The sequence below is a fragment of the Rathayibacter rubneri genome, from assembly GCF_023743255.1.
In the GTDB taxonomy this organism is placed as follows: domain Bacteria; phylum Actinomycetota; class Actinomycetes; order Actinomycetales; family Microbacteriaceae; genus Rathayibacter; species Rathayibacter rubneri.
Map to the genome: position 1 here is coordinate 1 of NZ_JAMRYM010000042.1, position 23,226 is coordinate 23,226.

Consider the following 23,226-nt stretch of genomic DNA (forward strand, 5'->3'; position numbering starts at 1 on the left):
CGCGCACCCCGCCTCCCCCGCCCCGGACCTCGTCCGCCCCCGCCGCCCGCTCGGCGCCCGGGTCGCCTACGCGGCCGCGCACGTCGTGCCGGTCGCCTGGGCCGAGAACACGCCCGGGAGCCCCGCCGCCGTCGACTGGGACGCGACGCTCGCGTTCCGGCACCACGTCTGGTCGTGGGGCCTCGGAGTCGCGGACGCCATGGACACCGCCCAGCGCAACATGGGCATGGACTGGGCCGCGACCACGGAGCTCATCCGCCGCAGCGGCGCCGAGGCCGCCTCGGTCGGCGGCGACGTCGTGGTCGGAGTGAACACCGACCAGCTCACCGACGACGTCGTGCCGCTGGAGCGCGTCATCGACGCCTATCTCGAGCAGCTCGAGGTCGCGGAGGACGCCGGAGTGGGCGTGGTCCTGATGGCCAGCCGCCACCTCGCGCGAGCGGCGCAGTCGGGCGAGGACTACGAGCGCGTCTACCGCGCCGTGCTCGAGCGGGCGTCGCGCCCGGTCGTCCTGCACTGGCTCGGCCCGGCCTTCGACTCCGTCCTCACCGGGTACTTCGGCTCCGAGGACGTCGCCGCGGCGTCGGACACCGTGATCCGCATCATCGAGGACAACCTCGCGAAGGTCCGCGGCATCAAGATGTCGCTGCTCGACGCGGACGCCGAGATCGCCGTGCGCGCGCGGCTCCCGTTCGGCGCGACTCTCTTCACGGGCGACGACTTCAACTACGTCGGCCTGATCGAGGGCGGGCAGGATGCAGACGGCGAGATCCGCCACTCCGACGCCCTCCTCGGCGCGTTCGCGGCCTTCGCCCCGAACGCCTCCGCGGCGATCCAGGCGCTCGACGCGGACGACGTCAAGGCCTACCGCCGGATCCTCGGGCCGACCGAGGCCCTCGCGCGCCAGGTCTTCGCCGCTCCGACGCAGTACTACAAGACGGGTGTCGCGTTCCTGTCGTGGCTGAACGGGCACCAGACCGCGTTCTCGATGGTCGGCGGGCTGCACTCCGCCCGCTCGCTGCCGCACCTGTCCGAGATCGTGCGGCTGGCCGACGAGGCCGGGGCGCTGGAGCGTCCGGAGCTCGCGGCCGCGCGCTGGACGGGCATGCTCGCCGTGAACGGCGTCGACGCGCTCCGGACGGTGCTCGCATGACCGCCCTCGAGCCGGTCGTCGCCGCCGGAGCGGGCACCGTGCATCCGCGGCTGTCCCTGAACCAGGCGACGATCAAGCTCGCCTCTCTGCGGGAGGCGCTCGACGTCACCGCTCACGCCGGCTACTCCTCGATCGGCCTGTGGCGCGAGCCCGTGGCCGAGGTGGGCATGGCGGAGGCCATGCGCCTGGTCGGCGAGAGCGGCCTGCGCGTGTCGAGCCTGTGCCGCGGCGGCTTCTTCACGGTCCCGGAGGGGCCGGAGCGGCGCGCGGCGCTGGACGAGAACCGCCGCGCGATCGACGAGGCCGCGGCCCTGGGCGCTCCGGCGCTCGTGCTCGTCGCGGGAGGACTGCCCGAGGGCTCGCGCGACCTCGTCGGCGCGCGCGCCCGGGTGTCGGAGGCGCTGGCCGAGCTCGCGGGCTACGCGCGGGGCACGGGAGTGCAGCTGGCGATCGAGCCGCTGCACCCGATGTACGCGTCCGACCGCGCCGTCGTCTCGACGCTGGGGCAGGCGCTGGATCTCGCCGCGCCCTTCGACCCCGCCGCCGTCGGCGTGGTCGTCGACACGTTCCACGTCTGGTGGGACCCCCAGGTGCTGCCGCAGATCGCCCGGGCGGGCGCCGAAGGGCGCATCGCCTCGTACCAGGTGTGCGACTGGGCCACTCCCCTGGCCGCCGACGTGCTGCTCTCGCGGCACTACGTGGGCGAGGGCGTCATCGACTTCCCGTTGCTGACGCAGGCGGTCGTCGAGGCCGGCTACACCGGCGACATCGAGGTCGAGATCTTCCATCGGGACGTCTGGGACACCCCGTACGCGGACGTCGCGTCGAAGGTCGCCGCCGGCTTCGCGGAGCACGTGGCACCGCACCTCTGAGGCGCGCGGCGCGCGCTGATCGGTCGAGCGCTGATCGGTCGAGCGCTGATCAGTCGAGCGCGGATCAGTCCTGAGCGAGAGCCAGGGTGACGACGAGCGCCGAGTGGACCGACGGCTCCGAGACGGCGAAGTAGCGCTCGGAGCCGTCGATCCAGGCCTCGGTCGCCCCTTCGCGCGTGCGGAAGCGCACCGACTCGTCCAGACCCGTTCCGCGGCCGTCGGCCTTGGTGACGGCCTGCGCACGCAGCCCCTCGAGCACCTGCTCGGCACTCTCCCGACCGGACGCGATCCGCTCCCGCACCACCCGCGTGCGGGCGGCGTCGATGCCCACGTCGCGACCGGTGGCCAGCGCCGCGACGACCGCGCCCTCGCAGTGCGCGATGCTGATGCGCATCCGCTCGAGTGCGGGGTGCTCGCCACCGAGGACCGGGCGACCGTGCGGCCCGCCGCAGCGCGTGCAGCGCGCCTCCACGACGACCTCGAGCGGATCGATGCCGAGGGTCTCCGCCGCGAGCTCGCGCACGAGGACCCGTCCGAGCAGGAAGCTGTCGCGCGCCTCGCGACGGCCGGTGGCCTCGAAGCGCAGTCGCTCGGCGAGGGTGAGGAGGCGGAGCATCCGGTGCCGCGAGGAGTCGAGCACCTCGGGCCGCGCCCAGCGCAGCTGGACGTCGTCGGTGGCGAGGAGGGGGAGTCCGGTCATGGACCGCACGCTACGGTCCGAAGGCGTCCTCGACGTGACGTCCGGGTGGCCGATGCGCGACTCCCTCGTGTTCACTGGAGGGGATGCAGACCTTCCTCCCCTTCCCCTCCTTCCGCGCGAGCGCCGAGGCCCTCGACGACCGCCGGCTCGGCAAGCAGCGCGTCGAGACGCTGCAGGTGATGAAGGCGCTGATCGTGCCGGGCTACGGCTGGCAGCACCACCCGGTGACCGCGATGTGGCGCGGCCACCGGCCCGCCCTGATGGCCTACCAGCGCGAGACGTGCGCGGTGTGGACGGCCCGCGGCTTCGCCGACACCTGCCTCGAGAAGACGATGGCCGTGCTCGAGACGATCCCCGAGGACGCCGAGGCGTACCTCCTCGGCGGGTACCCGCTGCCGCCGTGGCTGGGCCGGGAGGAGCTGCACCGGTCGCACCGGTCGAAGCTCATCGACAAGCACCCCGAGCACTACGCCCCGCTCTTCCCGGGGGTCCCGGACGATCTCGACTACGTCTGGCCGGTCGCGACGTCCTGACGCGTCACACCGCGCGGCGGCGGAGGAACGGGATCGCGAGGGGGTTCCGGAGGACGCGGCCGCGGTTCGCGGTCACGAGTCCGCAGATGATCACCACGAGGTGGACCACGCAGAGCACTCCGAAGAGCGTGATCGGGATGCCGATCGGGTAGAAGGACGTCGACGGGGCGTCGGCGGTCAGGGCGAAGAGCAGCACGAAGTGCCCGACCAGCGTCAGCACCGTGACGAGGATCACCGTGAGTCCCCAGTTCGCGGCCCGGCGGCCGTTCTCGGCGGCCACTCCGCCGCGCGCTCGGGAGGAGGAGTGCACGGCCGCCATCACGATGCCCGCGACCAGCATCGAGAGGAACGGGAGGCCGGTCAGGGCGAGGAATCCGAGCGCGTAGGGCATCGCGCCGGTGGGCGGAGCGGACTGAACGGGCTGGGCCTGCTGCTCGGGCTGCTCGGTCCGTCCCGGCTGCGGACGGTGGTCGGGGTGCGGACTCGACATACCAGCACCCTAGGAGACGCCCGCTGCCACGAGGAGCCCCGCTCCTCCCGCGGCTCATCCGGCCCGCAGGGCGAGCGCGGGCTCGATCCGCGCGGCGCGGAACGCCGGGCCCACCGCAGAGACCGCGCCCGCACCGACCCCGGAGGCGACGCCGACGAGCGCGCTGGTGGGGTCCAGGACCGGCGACCAGCCCTGCAGGCCGCTGAGCACCGCGGTGAGGAGCACGCCGAGCGCGAGACCCGAGACCCCGCCCGCGAGTCCGATCGCCGCGCCCTCGATCAGGAACAGCAGCCGGATGTCGCGCCGGGTCGCCCCGACCGCCCGTCGGAGCGCGATCTCGCGGGTGCGCGCCGACACGGTGAGGAACATCGACGTGGCACTGCTGAAGCAGACCAGGAGCAGGAGCACCGCCGAGATCACGAGCAGGTTCGCCGCGAGATCGCTGCTCACCCCGCGCGCGAGCAGTCTCAGGTCGGCGACGGTCTGCACCGCGATCCGCTCCGGCCGTCCGGGATCGACCGCGAGCGGGATCGACTCGGCGAGGGCCGCGGGTCGACCCGGCAGGGCGCGGGCGACCACCTGCCGCTCGGACCGGGGCGGGACGGCCAGATCGGTCAGCGAGACGAGGATCGACTCCGTCAGAGCGGGGTCGCGGGTCGAGGAGGCGAGGAAGCCCGCGACGACGACGGCCTGGCCTGCGATGCGGACAGTGTCGCCGGTGCGACCCACCGGGATGCCGAGGTCCTCGGCCGCCCCCGTTCCCAGGAGCGCGACCGGCGCCTCGTCGGCGAGATCGAGCCAGGCGGGCGCCGTCGCGGGCACGACGTCGACCAGCTCGGCGGCGAGGAAGGACTCGTCGACCGCCAGCACCGGCGCCTCGGTCACCACCTCGTCGGGGCCGAGGAAGCGTCCCGGTCGGCTCTCCGCTCCGGCCAGCGACACCTTCGGACCGGCGACCACCACTCCGTCGAGGGCGGCGATCGCCGTGGCGGCCCGCCGCAGCTCGTCGTCCGAGGCCGATGCGGGCATCTGGACGGTCACCTGATCGAGTGCCGCCGCGTCGAGTCGCTGCGTGACCTGCTGAGCGGCCGTGGCGCTCATCCCGACCGAGGACACCAGCCCCGCGATCGCGAGGACGAAGGCGGCGAGGACTCCCAGCGTGCGGGCGGGCGAGAGCAGCAGGGCCGACACGGCGTCGCCCAGCGCCCAGGCCGGTCCCCGGCCACCCGGTCGCCGGGCCGCCGATTCGGCGCCAGCGGACGGCGCGACCTCCGGAGCGGCCTCGACTGACGGCGCGACCTCCGGAGCGGCCTCGACTGACGGCGCGACCGGCTGGGCGATCGCCGAGGACGCGCCGCTGTCGGACGCGATCGCGCCGTCCTCGAGCCGGATCGCGCGTCCGGCCACCGCGGCGACCTCCGCCGAGTGGGTGATCAGCACGACGGTGACTCCGGAGAGGTGCAGCTCGACGAGCAGGTCCATCACGACGGCCGTGGTCGCGGAGTCGAGGTTGCCGGTCGGCTCGTCCGCGAGGACGACCGCGGGTCGGCCGATGACCGCGCGGGCCAGGGCGACGCGCTGGCGCTCCCCACCCGAGAGGGTGGCCGCCGACTGCTCCGCCAGCTTCAGCAGTCCGAACCGCTCGAGCACGTCGGCGACGTCCGCGATCTGCGCGTCGCGCCCCTCCCTCCGCATGCGCAGCGGCAGCGCGGCGTTGCGGGCGACGCTCTCGCGCGGCAGCACGAACGAGTCCTGGAAGACGAACCCGAACGTGCGCGAGCGCAGGGCGTCCCGCTCGTGCTCGGGCAGAGCCGACACGTCGAGACCCGCGATGCGGTACTCCCCCGAGTCGGCCGAGTCGAGCAGCCCGAGCACATTGAGGAGCGTCGACTTCCCCGCCCCCGAGCGGCCGACGACGGCGACGAACTCGCCCTCGTGGACGTCGAGGTCGATCCCCTCGAGCGCCGGCGCCCCGGCCGCTCCGGCGTAGCGCCGCGAGACTCCGCGGAGGGAGAGGAGCGGAGCGGTCACGGGCCCACCACCACGCGGTCGCCCTCGACGAGTCCGGACTCCTCGCCGATCCGCACCCATCCGGCACCCGAGCCGAGCACCTCGATGGGCACGTGCTCGCCGGGGTCGGAGCGGGAGCCGCCCGAGGAGACGACGAAGGGCGCCGTCGAGGCGTCGTGGACGGCGGCGAGCGGAACGGCGAGCACCGGCTCGCCCGCCTCGACCGTGGTGAGCATCACGGTCGACTTCTCGGCGAGGTCGGCCCAATCGGCGGGCAGGTCCACGAAGACGTCCCTGCCCGCGATGCTCTGCGCAGAGCCGTCGGAGGCGACGAACTCGCCCTGCCGCGCGACGACGCCGCTCTGATCGGAGCGGCCGTTCACGCGGAGAGTCACCGAGGCTCCGACGGCGAACTCCTCGGCATCGAGCACGGACGCCCGCGCGACGACCCGGCGCGGGCTCGTCTGCAGCGTCGCCAGCGGCGCGTCGGCGGAGGCTGTCGCCCCGACGGCGAGCACGCTCAGGACGCCGACCGAGTCGGAGGGCAGCTGCACGATCTGGGTCACGTCGATGTACGCCTGCGTTCTCGCGGCGGCATCCGGAGCCGGTGCAGCGGACGGGGGCGCGGTGGCAGCGGGAGCGGAGGCAGCGGGTACGGGAGCACTTGGCGCCGTGGTGGCCGTGGTCGTCGCGCCGGACGCCGACGGCGGCACGGCGACGGCGTCGACCGGGCGGGTCGGGAGGTCGTACCCGAGTCCGTCCCAGAGCTCCTCCGCCGCAGCCAGGGTGTTCGCGGTGAAGTCCTCGTCCACGTCGAAGTCGCCCGGGACGACCGCCTCGAGCGCCGTCTCGAACGCCTGCACGTCGCGTCCCTGATCACCCACGTGCAGATCGCGGTAGAGCGGCGCCCCGACGTGCAGCGCGATGCGGGGCTGATCAGCGACCGCGATCAGCAGCCGCCCGTTCGAGAGCGGGGATCCGGACGCCGTGCCGACCTCGGTGACGTAGGGCAGCACCCCGCCGCTCACCCCGCCGAACGCCACCTTCCGGGTGTCGCCCGCGTCGACGAGGCCCTGCAGCATCCGCGGAGGATCGATGGAGCGCCGCTCGACAGCGGCATCGACCTGCGGAGGCGCCTGCACCGCCGCTTCGTCGACCTCCGCGGTCGAGGGCATCGACGCTCCGATCACGACACCCGCCGACCCCACGAGGAGCACCACGACGACGAACACCGCGAGCGCCCGCGGACGGACCACCGCCGGGAGACGGACGCGGGGATGCGGCTCCCCGCTCATCGCCCGTGCTCCGCGAGGATCTTCTCAGCCTGAGCGATGATCTCCTGCTCCTTCTCGGCGACCTCGTCCATCGCCGCCCTGTTCTGATCGATCAGAGCCGCCTGGTACTGCGCCTCCAGCGAACTCAACGTCTCCACCAGACCGGTCTCCTCCTTGCACTGCACATCCAGCACCGCCGTGCGGATCGCCTCCTCAGGGTCCTCGGGGACCTCCGGACCCCACGGCGACTCCTCACCGCTGCGGAGCCGGAGGCCGTTCGCGACGAGGCAGTCGCTCCACTCGGACCGCGCGCGGTCCCAGTCCGGGTCGGCGGTCGCGAGGACGTACGCGTCGCTCGCCACCTGCTTCGCCGGCCCTGCGACGGCCATCGCCTCCGGGCCCGCGGTCCACCGGCCCGGCTCCGGGAGGAGGGCCGTGGTGTCGGTGCACTTCTCGAACGCGGGTTCCCATCCCGGATCCGCATCGGTCGCCATGTAGGCGGCGTTGGCCGCCTCCATCTCCGCTCCGTCGGACGGGTCCATCCCGTAGCCGAAGCGCGCCGCCCGGTCCGCGCTCCAGATGCCGTAGTTCGTGTCGGGAACGAGAGCGGACCCCGTCAAGTCGAACTCCGCCGGAGGGTAGCTCCGCCCGCCGGCCCGCATGCACTCGTCCCAGAGCAGTGCATTCGCCTGCAGGATCCTGCCGCGGGTCCGCGGGTCGATGAAGAAGGCATCGATCGGGAAGACCATCGTCTCGTCCTCCCTGTTCAGGACCGCATGGACATCGGCGTAGGCGCTGATGTCGACATTCGCGGGCATCCCGTTGATCCGAGGCCCCGGAGTCGGTGCGGTGCACGCGCTCACGCCGAGCACCGGGACGAGCAGCGCGATCAGGACCAGCGGGCGGAGCTGCGGCATCAGTCGACGCTCGAGATGAAGTCGTTCCAGTCCGGGTGCCACCAGACCCCCGTGCCCTCGGACTGGAGATTGGCGATCTTCTGGCCAGCGCGGACCTCCAGCCTCAGGCCTCCGCGGTCGATGTGCTCGTACCAGTTCTTGTACCCGGGGAAGCGGTTCTTGATGCTCGAGATCGAGTCATTGAAGATGAAGCCCCCGGGCGCGTGGTACTCGTTGTAGTTCGCGTTGCCGCGCCCGGAGAAGCTGCTCGAGTAGTCCTTGTCCGTCCACACGCAGCTCCAGCCCGTGGGGCACTGGCTCTCCGCCGCCGCAGCGACCGGAGCCGTCAGTGTCGCGACCGCGACCGCGGCGAGGGCGAGAGCGCTTGCGCGCCGAGTGAGTGACATGAGATCTCCTTCTGTTCGGCGAGGTTTCCTCGGAGAATAGAAGGCATACTCGTATGACGCAACGCGGCTCGCCTGTGGAGGAGCCTCGCGGAGCCCGAGCGCTCGACGACGCGCGGAGTCGGTGAGGCGAGCCCCCGCAGTGAGGCCGCGCTCTCTCGCCGCCTCAGGACCATCGCACGGAGCGTCACAAACCTGTGCGTCTTCTCAGACGATCATCACCTCGACGCGGAAGAAGGAGGCGCTCGCGCGGCCCCCTGCACTCGCACACCCGCCGCCGGGCCGCCCCGACGCCGCGTCCCAGCCTCCGTTCAGGCCCCGGACCGGGCCTTCGTCTTCCGGAGCTCTCGGGTTAGTCTGTCGAGGTTGACCTGTCGCAGAGCGCGTCAGGGCGGGGGCTGCCGCCCCCGCGAGACCGGGGGTACCCGAAGGAGACGTATTGGCGAGCGACAGAAGGACCACCGGTGGCGTGATCAAGGCGATCGTGGGCTTCCTGGGCATGAGCGTCGTGGCCGGCGTCCTCGTGACCGCCACGGTGACGCCCGCTGTGGCGATCGCCGGCGTCGCCGCGAACCAGTCCATCGGCGTCTTCGACGGACTGCCCGAGTACCTCGAGGTCGACAAGCTCTCCGAGAAGAGCAACATCTTCGCCACTCGCTCCGACGGCTCGACCCAGCTGCTCGCCTCCTTCTACGTCGAGAACCGCATCGAGGTGCCGCTCGATCAGATCTCGCAGTTCGCCAAGGACGCGGCCGTCTCGGGCGAGGACCCGCGCTTCTACGAGCACGGCGGGGTCGACCTCCCCGGCACGCTGCGCGCCGTCGCCCAGACCTACGTGCTCGGCAACGACGTCCAGGGCGGATCCTCGATCACGCAGCAGTACGTGAAGAACGTCCTCGTCGAGAAGGCCGTCCGCAACATCACGGACGAGGTCGAGCGCGCCGCCGCGATCGACGCAGCCACCAAGACCACTCCCGAGCGCAAGCTCCGCGAGATGAAGCTCGCGATCGGCATCGAGAAGGAGTACACGAAGGACCAGATCCTCCAGGGGTATCTGAACATCGCGTTCTTCGGCGGCACCACCTACGGCCTCGAGACGGCCGCGAACTACTACTTCAACACCTCCGCCGCGAACCTCACGATCGCCCAGGCCGCCAGCCTCATCGCGATCGTCAACAACCCGGCGAACCTGCGCATCGACCAGCCCGAGAACCCCGACAACGGCGCGGCGAACGGCTACATCCGCAACAAGGAGCGCCGCGACTACATCATCGGCAAGATGCTGGAGGAGGGGAAGATCACGCAGGCCGACCACGACGCCGCGATCGCCACTCCCGTCGAGCCCGTCATCACCGAGCCCAGCACCGGGTGCTCGACGGCCGGGAATGCGGGCTACTTCTGCGACTACGTCACCAACGTCCTGAAGAACAACGAGATCTTCGGCGCCGACGAGGACACCCGCTGGACGAACTTCCGCCGCGGCGGTCAGGACGTCTACACGACGCTCGACGTCGACCTGCAGGACGCCGCGGTGAACGCCGTGAACGCTCAGGTTCCGCAGACATGGAACTTCGACGTCGGAGCCGTGTCGGTCAGCGTCGAGGTCGGCACCGGCCGCGTGCTCGCCATGACCCAGAACAAGAAGTACTCGCAGGACCCCGACGTCCTGAACGCCGACGCGTCCTACAGCGCCATCAACTTCAGCACCGACAAGGCCTACGGCGGCTCGTCCGGCATCCAGCCCGGCTCGACCTACAAGCTGTTCACCCTCGTCGAATGGCTGAAGGAGGGGCACAGCATCAACGAACGGGTCGACGGCACCCGCAAGCCCACCTGGGGCACCTTCACCGACTCCTGCGAGCCCGGGGGGACGACGACCAGCAACGACACCAGCGCCCGGAACGACGAGGGCGGCGGCGGCCAGGTCGGCACGGCGGCGGACTTCACGAAGACGTCGCTGAACACGGGCTTCGTCGGCATGGCGCGCGAGCTCGACCTCTGCGCGATCCGCGACACGGCGGTCGACATGGGCGTGGTGCAGGGCAGCGACGGCGAGCTCGACCGCTACCCCGCGACGGTCCTCGGCACGAATTACGTCTCACCGCTCTCCATGGCCGGCGCCTACGCCACCATCGCGTCCGGTGGCATCACCTGCGACCCGATCGCGATCGACCGGATCACCGACGCGACCGGCGCCGAGCAGCCCGTGCCCGCCGCGAACTGCCGCCAGTCGCTCGACGGCAACGTCGCGGCCACCGCCGCGGTCGCCCTGCAGTCGACGTTCACGTCCGGCGGCACCGCCACCGCGTCCCGGACGCGCGACGGCGTCCCCCTGATCGGCAAGACGGGCACCACCGACGACGCCGTCGCCACCTGGATGACCGGCGCGAGCACCCGCGTCGCGACCGCCGTCGGCGTCTTCAACGTCAAGGGCGAGGCGAGCCTGCGCTCGGGCCGCTACGCCTTCGACTCCGGGTCCGCGGCCACTGCCCGGCACCGGATCTGGCCGGTCGTCATGGCGGCCGCGAACGCGAAGTACGGCGGAGAGGCGTTCCCCGAGGCGAACGGCTCGCTGCAGGTCGTTCCGAAGGTCGAGATCCCGGACGTGAAGGGCCTCACCGTCGCTGACGCGAAGGCCAAGCTCGCCGCGGCCGGCTTCCCGCTCATCGAGGGCGGCACGGAGGCCAGCGACGCCGCGGTCGGCACCGTCGTGCGCCAGGACCCGTCGGGCTCCGCGCAGGCGGGCACCGGCATCACCGTGTTCACGAGCACCGGCAATCAGAAGACCGTGCCGGATGTGACGGGGCAGGACCTGGAGGCGGCGAAGTCGGCGTTCGGGGCAGCGGGGTTCACGAAGATCACTCTCGCCTGCACCGAGGACGGCAACGCGCCGGACGCCGGTCAGGTGACGGGGCAGGATCCGGCGGGCGGCTCCTCCGTCGCTCCGGACGCGACCCTGAAGGTCTCGATCACGGCGAAGAAGTGCCCGTGAGCCGGCTCGGCTGACTCCGGCTCGTGAGACCACGTTCGGCTCGCGGAATCCACGGATTCCTGCGAGCCGAACGCGTCTCCGGAGTCGAACGCGTTCCCGTGAGCCGAACGCACCGCCGCGGCCGGCTCCGTCCCTACTGCCCGCGCCCCCGGATCGCACCGACGATCGCGACGACCGCGAAGTGCACGATGAGCGCCGCGATGCCGAAGCACGCCAGCGCCCCGCTCGCCTCGGCGTAGGGGCGCGCGGCGTCCGTCATCGATCCCGGCGTGACGACGTCGAGCGGGAAGAAGCCGACCGCCAGTCCGAAGCAGACCAGGGCGATCCAGAGGAGGGCGCGGATCGCGCGGCCGACCGGATCGTAGTAGCGCGGATTCGACATCGGGCCTCCGGTTCTCGTGCTCTCCCGTGTCTATCCGCCCCCGCTCCCCCGCGCAAGCGGTCGCGCGGGCGGCCGACGCCGGACACGACGACGCCCCGACTCCCGTGAAAGGGAGCCGGGGCGTCGGATCCGGGCGGGCTAGGCCGCCATCGGCATCCGCGACGCGGACGTGACGACGAGCTCGCCGCCGACAGCGTCCACGCGGATGGCACCGCCGTCCGTCACGTCTCCGCTCACGAACAGGTCCGCAATGCGGTCGTCGACCGAGCGCTGCACCAGGCGGCGGAGCGGACGGGCACCGTACTGCGGCTCGTAGCCGTGCTCGGCGAGCCAGTCGATCGCCGCCTCCGTGACCTCGAGCGTCACGTCGCGCGGCGCGAGGCGCCCACGGGTGGCGTCGAGCACGATGCCCACGATCTCGCGGAGCTGCGCCCGGCCGAGCTTGCGGAACAGCACGATCTCGTCGATGCGGTTCAGGAACTCGGGCCGCATCGCCTCGCGGAGCCGGCCCATGACGCGGTCGCGCAGGTCCTTCTCCGAGGCGAAGCCCTCGGCCGACGCGTCGCTCTGCGCGACGAAGCCGAGCGCGCCGGAGCGCGACGCCAGGAACTCCGACCCGAGGTTCGAGGTCATGATGATCACCGTGTTGCGGAAGTCGACCGTGCGGCCCTGGCCGTCGGTCAGGCGACCGTCGTCGAGGACCTGCAGGAGCAGGTTGAACACGTCGGGGTGCGCCTTCTCGATCTCGTCGAACAGCACGACGGAGTAGGGGTTCCGCCGCACGCGCTCGGTGAGCTGGCCGGCCTCGTCGTAGCCGACGTACCCGGGAGGGGCGCCGACCAGTCGCGAGACGGTGTGCCGCTCGCCGAACTCGCTCATGTCGAACCGGATCACGGACTGCTCGTCGGCGAAGAGCGATCCCGCCAGCGTGCGGGCCAGCTCGGTCTTGCCGACACCGGTCGGGCCGAGGAAGAGGAACGATCCGACGGGCCGCGAGGCGTCGCCGAGTCCGGTGCGGCTGCGGCGGACGGCACGGGCGACCGCGGTGACCGCGTCCTCCTGGCCGATGACGCGCCGGTGCAGCTCGTCCTCGAGGTGGGCGAGCCGCTCGCGCTCCCCCTCCGTCAGTCGCGACACCGGGATGCCCGTGGCGCGCGCCACGACCGCCGCGATCTCGGTCTCGCCGACCACGGCCTCCACCGGGGCGCGCCCGGTCGAGGTCGCCTCGTCGAGACGTGCCTGCACGGCGGAGATCTCGTCGCGCAGGCGCGAGGCCTCCTCGTAGTGCTCGGCCGAGACCGCCGCGTTCTTGTCGCCCTCGAGCACCGCGAGGCGCTCGAGCAGAGCGGAGGTGTCCACTCCCGCGCCCAGGCTGAGGCGCAGTCGCGCGCCCGCCTGGTCGATCAGGTCGATCGCCTTGTCGGGGAGCACGCGGTCGGGGAGGTAGCGGTCCGAGAGCTCGACGGCGGCGCGGAGGGCGTCGTCGGTGTAGCTCACGCGGTGGTGCTCCTCGTAGGCCTGCCGCAGTCCGTGCAGGATCGCGACGGCGTCCTCCACCGACGGCTCGCCCACGCGGACGGGCTGGAAGCGGCGCTCGAGCGCCGGGTCCTTCTCGATGGTGCGGTACTCCTTGAGCGTGGTCGCACCCACCAGGTGGAGCTCGCCGCGCGCGAGGCGGGGCTTGAGGATGTTGCCCGCGTCCATGCCGCCCTCGCCCGCACCACCGGCGCCAACGACGGTGTGGACCTCGTCGATGAACACGATCAGCTCGCCGGAGCGGGCCGCGATCTCGTCCATCGTCGTGGTGAGGCGCTCCTCGAAGTCGCCGCGGTAGCGGGTTCCGGCGAGCATGCCGGGGAGATCGAGCGAGACGACGCGCTTGTCGCGCAGCTGCTCCGGGACCTCGCCCGCGACGATCGCGCGGGCCAGGCCCTCGACGATCGCGGTCTTGCCCACGCCGGCCTCGCCGACGAGCACCGGGTTGTTCTTGGTGCGGCGGCTGAGGATCTCGATCGTCTGCTCGATCTCGTCGGCGCGGCCGATCACCGGGTCGAGCCGGCCGTCGCGGGCCAGCTGCGTGAGGTCGGTGCCGAACTTGTCGAGCATCGGGGTCTCGGAGGCGGGCGCTGCGGCCTCCTGCTGCTGCTCCGGACCGGTGGTGACGGTCTCGCGCAGTCCCTGGGTGAGCGCCTCGGCGGTCACTCCGGCGCGCGCCAGGACCTGCCCGGCGGGCGCGTCCTGACCGAGCACGAGCGCGAAGAAGAGGTGCTCGGGATCGATGTAGGTCGATCCGCTCGAGCGGGCGACCTGGTAGCTGTGGAACAGCGCGCGCTGCGCACTGGGCGTGATGGTGGCGGCGCTCTGCGAGGCGTGGGCCTCGCCGGCCTGCGGCAGGCGGGCCTCCGTCGCCGTCGCGATCGCGCCGGGGTCGACGCCGATGCGGCGCACGGCCTGAGCCACGGCCTCGTCGTCGATGAGCACGCGCAGCACGTGCAGGGCGTCGAGCTCGGTCTGTCCGCGCTCGAGGGCGAAGCGTCCTGCGGCCTGCAGGATGCTCTGGGTACGGGCAGTGAGGAATCGGCTGAGGTCGATGGACCGCGCCGCGCGGGCGCGCTCACCGTCGAGGTAACGGGCGAGGAAGTCGTCGAACGAGTTCGCTCCGGCCTCGTTGAAGTTGTCGGGCACCAGTCCTCCTGAAGAGTTGAGTCACTTGCACTCAAGTTCAACGCGGAGGGCCGGATCCTATTCCCGGGTCTTCGCTGAGTCGTACCCTCGGCGCGTGGAGATCGAGTTCGACGCCGTCGTCGTCTTCTGGCGGGGGCCGGCGCCCTGGCACTTCGTGCGGGTTCCCCAGGAGCACGTCCCGGCGGTCGCGGAGACGGCGGCGCACGTGTCGTACGGCTGGGGCATGATCCCCGCGACGGTCGTGCTCGGCGAGAGCACCTGGAGCACGTCGCTCTGGCCGAAGGACGGCGGCTACCTGGTGCCGCTCAAGACCTCGGTGCGCCGGGCGGAGGGCGTCGAGGTCGACTCCGCCGTCACGGTGCGCCTGCGGATCTGACGGCTCCGGACGTGCGAGAGGGCACGGCCGGAGCCGTGCCCTCTCTGTGCGCCGACGCGCATTTCCTCCGGGGTGGGAGATCAGGGGACCGTGTAGCCGGCGGCGCGGAACATCTCGTACCACTCGGCCCGGGTCAGGGGGATGTCGGAGCCGAGCGCCGCGTCGTGCACGCGCTGCTCGTTCGTCGTGCCGAGCACGACCTGCATGTTCGCCGGGTGGCGCGTGATCCACGCGGTGGCGATCGCGATCGCGGGCACGTCGTACTGCCCGGCGAGGCGGTCGATCACGGCGTTGAGCTCCGTGTAGGCGGGGTTGTCGAGGAAGACACCGGTGAAGAAGCCCGCCTGGAACGGCGACCACGCCTGCACGGTGATGTCGTGGAGGCGGCAGTAGTCGACGATGCCGCCGTCGCGCATGATCGACTGGTCCAGCGCGGCCATGTTCGAGGCGACTCCCTGCGCGATCAGCGGCGCGTGCGTGACCGACAGCTGCAGCTGGTTCGCCACGATCGGCTGATTCAGCGACTTCTTCAGCAGCTCGATCTGGTACGGCGTGTGGTTCGAGACGCCGAAGTGCGTCACCTTGCCGGCGGCGTGCAGCTCGTCGAAGGCGCGGGCGACCTCGTCGGGCTCGACCAGCGCGTCCGGGCGGTGCAGGAGCAGCACGTCGATGCGATCGGTCTGCAGGGCCTTCAGCGACCCCTCGACCGACTCGACGATGTGCTCGTACGAGAAGTCGAAGTACGGGCCGTCGCCGACGATGCCGCACTTGGTCTGCAGCACGATCTCGTCGCGCTGCGACGGGGTGAGCTGCATCGCGTCGGCGAAGCGCTCCTCGCAGTGGTGCACGGCGTTGCCGTAGACATCGGCGTGGTCGAAGAAGTCGATGCCGGAGTCGCGCGCGGTGCGCACGAGGTCGCGGATCGCGTCGTCGGTCATCTCGGGGATGCGCATCAGTCCGAGGACGACGTTGGGGGATTCAATGCCGGAGGCGCCGAGGGGGACGTGCTTCAAGGGGGACTCCTTCGTCGGGTACTCCCCCACGGTAGGGGGGCCGGCTGAGTGGCGTCCAACAGCGGGTGCTGGTGCGATTCATGCGCCGGAGTGGTCAATCCGGAGTCTCAACCACCCCGCGATTCCCGGTGCCGCACCCCAGAGCCAGCAGAAGTAAGGCTGGCAGCCTCTTATTTCGAATGCGCGGCGGTTCCAGCGGTCTCAGCCTTAGTCTTGAGCGTCTTGCCCAGGAGGATGCCCGGTGAGAGGGTGCCGTCATGACGATCCAGGTGCGCCCGGCGTCCGTCTTCGACGACGTCGCGACGATGAACGGGCCGAAGCGAGCGGATGCGAGCGTCTGCAGGTGTCTGAGCTACCGGTTGCTCTCCTCCACCGAGAACAACTCCTTGCGGGGTCCTGCCCGAGGAGAGCGGATGCGCGAACTGGTCGCGCAGGATCCGCCGCCGGGCGTGCTCGCCTACGACGGCGACGAGGTGGCCGGCTGGGCGGCCGTGCACCGCCGCGCCGACACGAGCTACGCGAGGAACCGGAGGATCCCGCACGTCGACGACCTCGACGTGTGGACCGTCTGGTGCATCCGGGTCCGCCCCGGCTTCCGCCGCTGCGGCATCTCGCACGCCCTGCTCGCCGGCGCCGTCGACTTCGCGCGGTCGCACGGTGCCCCGGCGATCGAGGGCTACCCGGTCGACAACCGCGGCGCGAGAGTCGAGCAGACGATGGCCTACGTCGGCACCCGCGCCCTCTTCGAGAGCGCCGGCTTCTCCTGGGCGGCCGACACGACCTCCGTGCTGAACGGCTTCCCACGGGTGCTGATGCGCCTGCCGCTCTGACATACCACGGCGATGTGATGCGGTCGTGATCCTCGACCGCCTCCCCCTCGGCGCCGTCCTGCGGCGTGCCCGCGAGGACGTCGCGATGTCGCAGACGGCCCTCGCGGCGGCCACCGGCCTGCGCCAGCCGAACATCGCCGCGATCGAAGCCGGAGCGCGCCGTCCGAGCCCGGAACTGCTCGAGCGACTCCTCCGGGCCGTCCGGCTCCGCCCGTCGATCGTTCTCGAGTACCTCGCCGCCGACGTCCGACAGCTCGCCGCGGAACACGGACTGAGCGAGGTCCGAGTGTTCGGATCCGCTACCCGGGGCTCGGACGACGAGCGGAGCGACATCGATCTGCTCGTCGACGCGGATCCCTCCGTCGACTTCCTCCGCCTGGCCGCGTTCCGCGGTCGTGCCGAGGAGCTCCTCGGATTCCCGGTGGACGTCGTGATCGACAGCCCGGACGACGACATCCTGGCGGCGATCCGCCGCGAGGCGGTGCCGCTGTGAGCGGGGCGGACGACGGAGGCACGACACCCGGCCGCTTCACCGCCCGCCCCCGCCGTCCCGCTGACGACACCGACAAGCGCTCCCGACTGATCCTCGAGGCGGATCGGCTCCTCTCCCGCCTCGATCGTGCCGCCCGGGACGGCGAGGACGAGTTCGTCCGCCCCGTGTCCGACAGCAGGGACGTCGGCGCGCTCGCCCTGATCACCCTCGCCGAGTTCGTGCATCGCGACCTGCCGGCGGCCGTCGTCGCACAGCTGCCCGGCGACGCGGTCGAAGGGCTGCGAGCGACGCGGAACATCGCCGCGCACCACTACTCCGCACTCGACAACGCGCGGTTGTGGGCGACAGTGACCGTGCACGCCCCGGCGCTGCTCCGCACGATCCGGGCTGCGCTCCTCGACGGCTGACCACCTCGCCCGCCGCTCGAACGAGGAACGGCCCCTCACCCGTGTCGGGGAGGGGCCGTTCGCCGCGGAGGACCGGACGTGGTGTCGACGCCTAGAAGTCCCAGTCCTCGTCCTCGGTGTTCACGGCCTTGCCGATCACGTAGGAGGAGCCGGAGCCCGAGAAGAAGTCGTGGTTCTCGTCCGCGTTGGGCGAGAGGGCCGACAGGATCGCGGGGTTCACATCGGTGACCTGCTTGGGGAACATCGGCTCGTAGCCGAGGTTCATCAGGGCCTTGTTGGCGTTGTAGTGCAGGAACTTCTTGACGTCCTCGGTCAGGCCGAGCTGGTCGTAGAGGTCCTGCGTGTACTGCGCCTCGTTGTCGTAGAGCTCGTAGAGCAGCGAGAACGTGTAGTCCTTGATCTCGTCGCGCTTGGCCTGGTCGACGCGCTCGAGGCCCTTCTGGAACTTGTAGCCGATGTAGTAGCCGTGCACGGCCTCGTCGCGGATGATGAGGCGCACCAGGTCGGCCGTGTTGGTGAGCTTGGCCCGCGAGGACCAGTACATCGGCAGGTAGAAGCCCGAGTAGAAGAGGAACGACTCGAGCAGCGTCGAGGCGACCTTGCGCTTCAGCGGGTCGTCGCCGCGGTAGTAGTCCATGACGATCTCGGCCTTCTTCTGAAGGTTCGGGTTCTCCACGGACCAGCGGAACGCCTCGTCGATGTCCTGCGTGTTGGACAGCGTCGAGAAGACCGACGAGTAGCTCTTCGCGTGCACCGACTCCATGAACGCGATGTTCGTGTAGACGGCCTCCTCGTGCGGGGTGATCGCATCGGGGATCAGCGACACCGCGCCGACCGTGCCCTGGATGGTGTCGAGCAGGGTCAGGCCCGTGAACACGCGCATCGTGAGCTGCTGCTCCTCGTGGGTCAGCGTGTTCCACGACTGGATGTCGTTGGACAGCGGGACCTTCTCGGGCAGCCAGAAGTTGCTCGTGAGGCGGTTCCAGACCTCCACGTCCTTGTCGTCCTGGATGCGGTTCCAGTTGATGGCGTTGACGTGGCTGACCAGCTTGAGCTTCTCAGGGGGAGTCATGATCTCTTCTTCGTGCGGATAGGTCGTGCGGTGTCGTTCGGGTGGGAGCTGCGGCGGACGCTACAGCATGCAGCTGACGCAGCCGTCGACCTCCGTGCCCTCCAGCGCGAGCTGGCGGAGACGGATGTAGTAGATGGTCTTGATGCCCTTGCGCCAGGCGTAGATCTGCGCGCGGTTGATGTCGCGGGTGGTCGCGGTGTCCTTGAAGAACAGCGTCAGCGAGAGGCCCTGGTCGACGTGCTGCGTCGCCGCGGCGTAGGTGTCGATGATCTTCTCGTAGCCGATCTCGTACGCGTCCTGGTAGTACTCCAGGTTGTCGTTCGTCATGAACGGCGCCGGGTAGTAGACGCGGCCGAGCTTGCCCTCCTTGCGGATCTCGATCTTCGACGCGATCGGGTGGATCGAGGACGTCGAGTTGTTGATGTACGAGATCGAGCCGGTGGGCGGCACCGCCTGCAGGTTCTGGTTGTAGATGCCGTGCTCCATGACCGAGGCCTTGAGCGAGCGCCAGTCGTCCTGGGTGGGGACGGCGATGCCTGCGTCGGCGAAGAGGCGGGCCACTCGCTCGGTGGCGGGAGCCCACTCCTTCTCGGTGTAGGTGTCGAAGAACTCGCCCGAGGCGTACTTCGAGTCGGCGAAGCCCTCGAAGGTGGTGCCGCGCTCGATGGAGATGTTGTTCGAGGCGCGCAGGGCGTGGAACAGCACCGAGTAGAAGTAGATGTTGGTGAAGTCGATGCCCTCCTCGGATCCGTAGTGGATGCGCTCGCGGGCGAGGTAGCCGTGCAGGTTCATCTGGCCCAGGCCGATGGCGTGCGACTTGTCGTTGCCGTCCTCGATCGAGCGGACCGAGGTGATGTGCGACTGGTCGGACACCGAGGTGAGGCCGCGGATGGCGGTCTCGATGGTGCGGCCGAAGTCGGGCGAGTCCATGGTCAGCGCGATGTTCATCGAGCCGAGGTTGCAGGAGATGTCCTTGCCGATGGTGGCGTAGGAGAGGTCCTCGTTGTAGGTCGTCGGGGTGTTGACCTGGAGGATCTCGGAGCACAGGTTCGACATGTTGATGCGGCCCTTGATCGGGTTCGCCTTGTTCACCGTGTCCTCGAACACGATGTAGGGGTAGCCCGACTCGAACTGGATCTCGGCGATGGTCTGGAAGAACTCGCGCGCCGAGATCTTGGTCTTCTTGATGCGCGGGTCGTCGACCATCTCGCGGTACTTCTCGGAGATCGAGATGTCGCCGAAGGGCAGGCCGTAGACGCGCTCGACGTCGTAGGGCGAGAAGAGGTACATGTCCTCGTTGTTCTTCGCGAGCTCGAACGTGATGTCGGGCACGACGACGCCGAGGGACAGCGTCTTGATGCGGATCTTCTCGTCGGCGTTCTCGCGCTTGGTGTCGAGGAAGCGCAGGATGTCGGGGTGGTGCGCCGACAGGTACACGGCTCCCGCACCCTGGCGGGCGCCGAGCTGGTTGGCGTAGCTGAAGCTGTCCTCGAGGAGCTTCATCACGGGGATGATGCCCGACGACTGGTTCTCGATCTGCTTGATCGGCGCGCCGGCCTCGCGGATGTTGGAGAGCGAGAGCGCCACTCCGCCGCCGCGCTTGGAGAGCTGCAGCGCGGAGTTGATGCCGCGGGCGATCGACTCCATGTTGTCCTCGATGCGCAGGAGGAAGCACGAGACGAGCTCGCCGCGCTGGGCCTTGCCCGTGTTGAGGAACGTGGGGGTCGCGGGCTGGAAGCGGCCGGCGACGATCTCCTCGACGAGGGCGACGGCGAGCTTCTCGTCGCCCTGGGCGAGCCCGAGGGCGGTCATCACGACGCGGTCCTCGAAGCGCTCGAGGTAGCGCTTGCCGTCGAACGTCTTGAGCGTGTACGACGTGTAGTACTTGAAGGCGCCGAGGAACGTCGCGAAGCGGAACTTCTTGGAGTACGCGAGGTCGTTCAGCTGCTGGATGAACTCGAACGAGTACTGATCGAGCACGGCCTGCTCGTAGTACTCCTTCTCGACCAGGTAGTCGAGGCGCTCCTTGAGGGAGTGGAAGAACACGGTGTTCTGGTTGACGTGCTGCAGGAAGTACTCGCGAGCGGCCTCGCGGTCCTTGTCGAACTGGATCTCTCCGTTCGGGCCGTACAGGTTCAGCATCGCGTTGAGCGAGTGGTAGTCCATCTGCGCGGCGTCCCGGGGGGCGTCGATCACTGCTGCGTCCAAAACGTGTCCAATCCTTCGTCGACGGCGCGGACGTCGTCTGGGGTTCCGAATACTTCGAAGCGGTAGAGGTGCGGCACGGCGCACTTCCTCGCGATGATGTCGCCGGCGAGGCAGTAGGCCTCGCCGAAGTTGGTGTTGCCGGCGCCGATGACGCCGCGGAGCAGGGAGCGGTTGCGGGGCTGGTTGAGGAACCGGATGACCTGCTTGGGCACCGCTCCCCCGTCGATCCCGCCGCCGTAGGTCGGCAGGACGAGCACGTAGGGCTCGTCGACGTGGAGCGTCTCGGCCTTGGCCCCGTCGCGGTGCGAGTGCAGCGGGATGCGCTGCGCCGGGCGGCCGAGCTTCTCGATGAAGCGGTGCGTGTTGCCCGAGCTGCTCGAGAAGTAGACGAGCTCACTCATCGTGTGCTCCTCCTCCGGGTGCCCTGCGGGGCGTCGTGGCGGTCGTTCCGGTGAGGACCCGAGCCTCGCGACTCGGATCCTCCGCCGGTCCGGGGCAGAACCTGCCCACCCGGACCGGCGGAGCGTGGGGGCTCTTCCACTCGCACCTGCTCTGAGGCGCCTGAGTGGTGAGCTGCAAGGCGGAGGAGGAAGCCGTAGCGGCGCTACGGCGCCCGACGACAACGCCGCGAATCGCCGCGCGTGCGCCTCAGAGCGTCGCGATCTTGTCGGGGCGGAAGCCGCTCCAGTGGTCGTCGTCGGTGATGACGACGGGGGCCTGCAGGTAGCCCAGCGCCTTGACGGCCTCGAGGGCCTTCTCGTCGACGGAGAGGTCGAACACCTCGTAGTCGATGCCCTTGCTGTCGAGGGCTCGGTAGGTCGCCGTGCACTGAACGCAGGAGGGCTTGGTGTAGACCGTCACGGCCATGCGTGTCGTCCTTTCCGGGAGGGTGTCCTGGGCCGGCTCCGGTGCTCCTCGTCGGCGTGCCGATCGGGGAGGGAGACGGTCGTGAATGGTAGGTCTGGGGTGGTGCGGGGCGCCGGCGGGGCACTCGCTCCGACCTGCTCAGCAATACTACATATAGGGGGGCGCCCGGCGGGAGCCCACTAGGGCTAGTAGTTACATTCGTGTAGTTATCCACCGGTTCTTCCCCCGTTCATCCACAGGCCGAGGCCCGCGGATCCGCGGAAGGACGCGGATCGCCCGGAGTTATCCACCGCTGTGGAGGGGCTTCCGGCGTTCCCTGTGTACAACGCTCGTCGGCGTGTCGCTGTTCCCGACATCTGGGCCCGGAGGCAGGCGCCGACCACCACATCTAGGGGTCGTCGCGCGTCCGGGATCATGCTCGAACGCTAGGCCGCACCACCGACACCGGAGGCGGGACCGTGCGCGGTCAGACCCGGCGCGCCAGGTCCCGCGCCACCGAGCGCAGGTGGGGCAGCGGGTCCGCGATCGCGGCGGCGGACGACCCGGCCGCCTCGGTCAGCGACGCCGCCGCGGCGAACGCCCCGGCGGGCGCCTGGATCGCTCCGGCGACCAGCATCGCCCGCGCCCCGGCCCGCTCCGCGAGCCCGAGGAGGTACGACGGCACCTTGCCCGCCATCGACTGGGCGTCGAAGCGCCCCTCCCCCGTGAGCACGACGTCGGCGCCCTCGACGAGGGCGGGCAGCCCGAGGGCCTCGCCGACCGCGGCCGAGCCGGGCGCGAGGCGGGCGCCCCACGCGACCAGCCCGAATCCGGTGCCGCCGGCCGCCCCCGTGCCCGCCTCCTCCGGATCGGCGTCGAGGTGCGCGGCCAGGTGCCGGAGCCCGTCGTCCAGGCGCACGACGTCGTCACGGCTCGCGCCCTTCTGCGGACCGAAGACGTGCGCCGCGCCGGAGTCGCCGAGCAGCGGATTGGTGACGTCGCTCAGGATCAGCGCGCCGCCGGCCGGCACCCGCCGCAGGCTGTGCAGGTCGACCGCCGCGAGGTCGTGCAGCGCCCCGCCTCCGTCGCCGATGTCGTGGCCCGAGACGGTGAGGAACCGCGCGCCCAGCTCGCGCAGCGCTCCGACGCCGCCGTCGGTCGACGAGCTGCCGCCGATCGCGAGCAGCAGCGAGTGCGCCCCGGCGTCGAGGGCGGCCGCGATCGCCTGGCCGAAGCCGCGGGTGTGCGCGGTGAGAGGACGCAGCGGGTCGAGCAGCGTGATGCCGCTGGCCGACGCGAGCTCGACGACCGCCGCACCATCGGGCAGCAGGAGCCATGAGGTCTCGACCGGCCGGTCGTCGGGCCCCGTCGCGGTGATCGTGTGCCGCGCCGCCCGGGGAACCGCGACCTCGAACGCGTCGATCGTCCCCTCCCCTCCGTCGGCCATCGGAGCGAGCACGATCGCGTCGCCGGGACGCTCCTGGCGCCAGCCGTCGGCGAGCGCGTCGGCGACCTCGACCGCGCTCGCGGACCCCTTGAAGGAGTCGGGGGCGATCACGACACGGAGGGCTGCGCTGCTCATGCGCCCCA

General features: G+C 70.8%; 22 protein-coding genes. 8 read left to right on the forward strand and 14 right to left on the reverse strand.

Annotation, left to right across the window (positions count from 1 at the left end; genetic code table 11):
* The coding region (locus NB037_RS10815) for a DUF993 family protein (RefSeq protein ID WP_251945658.1) at positions 1-1,153 on the forward strand (1,153 nt) is incomplete at its 5' end.
* On the forward strand, positions 1,150-2,025 hold the full coding sequence (locus NB037_RS10820) for a sugar phosphate isomerase/epimerase family protein (RefSeq protein WP_251945659.1): 876 nt from the start codon (positions 1,150-1,152) through the stop codon (positions 2,023-2,025). The genes NB037_RS10815 and NB037_RS10820, both read left to right, overlap by 4 nt.
* Before the next feature lie 64 nt (positions 2,026-2,089).
* Here the strand turns inward: NB037_RS10820 and NB037_RS10825 are convergent, their stop codons facing one another.
* A complete protein-coding gene (locus NB037_RS10825; RefSeq protein ID WP_251945660.1) occupies positions 2,090-2,725 on the reverse strand; it encodes a 4'-phosphopantetheinyl transferase family protein in 636 nt (211 codons plus the stop codon).
* 83 nt (positions 2,726-2,808) lie between these two features.
* Between NB037_RS10825 and NB037_RS10830 the strand changes: the two genes are divergently transcribed.
* Positions 2,809-3,258 carry an MSMEG_6728 family protein gene (locus NB037_RS10830; protein WP_251945661.1) on the forward strand — a complete coding sequence of 150 codons (450 nt, stop codon included), beginning with the start codon at positions 2,809-2,811 and terminating at the stop codon, positions 3,256-3,258.
* Positions 3,259-3,262: 4 nt separating this feature from the next.
* Here the strand turns inward: NB037_RS10830 and NB037_RS10835 are convergent, their stop codons facing one another.
* Genes NB037_RS10835 through NB037_RS10855 form a run of 5 tightly spaced genes read right to left on the reverse strand, consistent with a single transcriptional unit; the run spans position 3,263 to position 8,335 of the window.
* On the reverse strand, positions 3,263-3,748 hold the full coding sequence (locus NB037_RS10835) for a DUF4870 domain-containing protein (protein ID WP_251945662.1): 486 nt from the start codon (positions 3,746-3,748) through the stop codon (positions 3,263-3,265).
* A 54-nt stretch (positions 3,749-3,802) separates the two neighbouring features.
* Positions 3,803-5,779, reverse strand: coding sequence for an ABC transporter ATP-binding protein/permease (locus NB037_RS10840; protein WP_251945663.1), 1,977 nt, complete (start codon positions 5,777-5,779; stop codon positions 3,803-3,805).
* Positions 5,776-7,053, reverse strand: coding sequence for an efflux RND transporter periplasmic adaptor subunit (locus tag NB037_RS10845; protein WP_251945664.1), 1,278 nt, complete (start codon positions 7,051-7,053; stop codon positions 5,776-5,778). Before NB037_RS10845 ends, NB037_RS10840 begins: the two co-directional genes overlap by 4 nt.
* Positions 7,050-7,949, reverse strand: a complete 900-nt coding sequence (locus NB037_RS10850) for a flagellar protein FlgN (protein WP_251945665.1) — start codon at positions 7,947-7,949, stop codon at positions 7,050-7,052. Before NB037_RS10850 ends, NB037_RS10845 begins: the two co-directional genes overlap by 4 nt.
* Positions 7,949-8,335, reverse strand: coding sequence for a peptidase inhibitor family I36 protein (locus tag NB037_RS10855; RefSeq protein WP_251945666.1), 387 nt, complete (start codon positions 8,333-8,335; stop codon positions 7,949-7,951). The genes NB037_RS10850 and NB037_RS10855 overlap by 1 nt, the downstream gene beginning before the upstream one ends.
* A gap of 436 nt (positions 8,336-8,771) precedes the next feature.
* On the opposite strand from NB037_RS10855, the gene NB037_RS10860 reads away from it, so the two are divergent.
* Entirely contained in the window at positions 8,772-11,324 is a 2,553-nt protein-coding gene (locus NB037_RS10860) for a transglycosylase domain-containing protein (protein ID WP_251945668.1), read from the forward strand.
* A 133-nt stretch (positions 11,325-11,457) separates the two neighbouring features.
* Here the strand turns inward: NB037_RS10860 and NB037_RS10865 are convergent, their stop codons facing one another.
* Both NB037_RS10865 and NB037_RS10870 read right to left on the reverse strand, forming a co-directional pair.
* Positions 11,458-11,706 (reverse strand): hypothetical protein, encoded by a 249-nt coding sequence (locus NB037_RS10865; protein ID WP_251945670.1) that lies wholly within the window; start codon positions 11,704-11,706, stop codon positions 11,458-11,460.
* 138 nt (positions 11,707-11,844) lie between these two features.
* Positions 11,845-14,391 carry an ATP-dependent Clp protease ATP-binding subunit gene (locus tag NB037_RS10870; protein ID WP_251945672.1) on the reverse strand — a complete coding sequence of 849 codons (2,547 nt, stop codon included), beginning with the start codon at positions 14,389-14,391 and terminating at the stop codon, positions 11,845-11,847.
* Between the two features lie 94 nt (positions 14,392-14,485).
* On the opposite strand from NB037_RS10870, the gene NB037_RS10875 reads away from it, so the two are divergent.
* Positions 14,486-14,767 carry a DUF1905 domain-containing protein gene (locus tag NB037_RS10875; RefSeq protein ID WP_251945673.1) on the forward strand — a complete coding sequence of 94 codons (282 nt, stop codon included), beginning with the start codon at positions 14,486-14,488 and terminating at the stop codon, positions 14,765-14,767.
* Positions 14,768-14,847: 80 nt separating this feature from the next.
* On the opposite strand, the gene NB037_RS10880 is transcribed toward NB037_RS10875, so the two are convergent.
* Positions 14,848-15,780, reverse strand: a complete 933-nt coding sequence (locus tag NB037_RS10880; RefSeq protein WP_279308805.1) for an aldo/keto reductase — start codon at positions 15,778-15,780, stop codon at positions 14,848-14,850.
* Between the two features lie 257 nt (positions 15,781-16,037).
* Between NB037_RS10880 and NB037_RS10885 the strand changes: the two genes are divergently transcribed.
* From NB037_RS10885 to NB037_RS19900, 3 genes are read left to right on the forward strand one after another with little or no spacing between them, the layout of a single operon-like run.
* Positions 16,038-16,610 carry a GNAT family N-acetyltransferase gene (locus NB037_RS10885; protein WP_251945675.1) on the forward strand — a complete coding sequence of 191 codons (573 nt, stop codon included), beginning with the start codon at positions 16,038-16,040 and terminating at the stop codon, positions 16,608-16,610.
* Between the two features lie 25 nt (positions 16,611-16,635).
* Positions 16,636-17,103 carry an XRE family transcriptional regulator gene (locus NB037_RS10890; protein ID WP_251945677.1) on the forward strand — a complete coding sequence of 156 codons (468 nt, stop codon included), beginning with the start codon at positions 16,636-16,638 and terminating at the stop codon, positions 17,101-17,103.
* Positions 17,100-17,510 carry a HepT-like ribonuclease domain-containing protein gene (locus NB037_RS19900; RefSeq protein ID WP_251945679.1) on the forward strand — a complete coding sequence of 137 codons (411 nt, stop codon included), beginning with the start codon at positions 17,100-17,102 and terminating at the stop codon, positions 17,508-17,510. The genes NB037_RS10890 and NB037_RS19900 overlap by 4 nt, the downstream gene beginning before the upstream one ends.
* Before the next feature lie 91 nt (positions 17,511-17,601).
* Here the strand turns inward: NB037_RS19900 and nrdF are convergent, their stop codons facing one another.
* The 5 genes from nrdF to NB037_RS10920 all read right to left on the reverse strand — a co-directional run bounded on the left by nrdF (position 17,602) and on the right by NB037_RS10920 (position 23,218).
* On the reverse strand, positions 17,602-18,582 hold the full coding sequence (nrdF, locus tag NB037_RS10900) for a class 1b ribonucleoside-diphosphate reductase subunit beta (RefSeq protein ID WP_055791099.1): 981 nt from the start codon (positions 18,580-18,582) through the stop codon (positions 17,602-17,604).
* 60 nt (positions 18,583-18,642) lie between these two features.
* Positions 18,643-20,748, reverse strand: coding sequence for a class 1b ribonucleoside-diphosphate reductase subunit alpha (gene nrdE / locus NB037_RS10905; protein ID WP_056868579.1), 2,106 nt, complete (start codon positions 20,746-20,748; stop codon positions 18,643-18,645).
* 26 nt (positions 20,749-20,774) lie between these two features.
* Entirely contained in the window at positions 20,775-21,191 is a 417-nt protein-coding gene (gene nrdI, locus NB037_RS10910; protein ID WP_107573286.1) for a class Ib ribonucleoside-diphosphate reductase assembly flavoprotein NrdI, read from the reverse strand.
* A gap of 247 nt (positions 21,192-21,438) precedes the next feature.
* Positions 21,439-21,657 (reverse strand): glutaredoxin-like protein NrdH, encoded by a 219-nt coding sequence (gene nrdH / locus NB037_RS10915; protein WP_068255139.1) that lies wholly within the window; start codon positions 21,655-21,657, stop codon positions 21,439-21,441.
* A 466-nt stretch (positions 21,658-22,123) separates the two neighbouring features.
* Entirely contained in the window at positions 22,124-23,218 is a 1,095-nt protein-coding gene (locus NB037_RS10920; RefSeq protein ID WP_251945681.1) for a glycerate kinase, read from the reverse strand.
* Between the last annotated feature and the right edge of the window lie 8 nt (positions 23,219-23,226).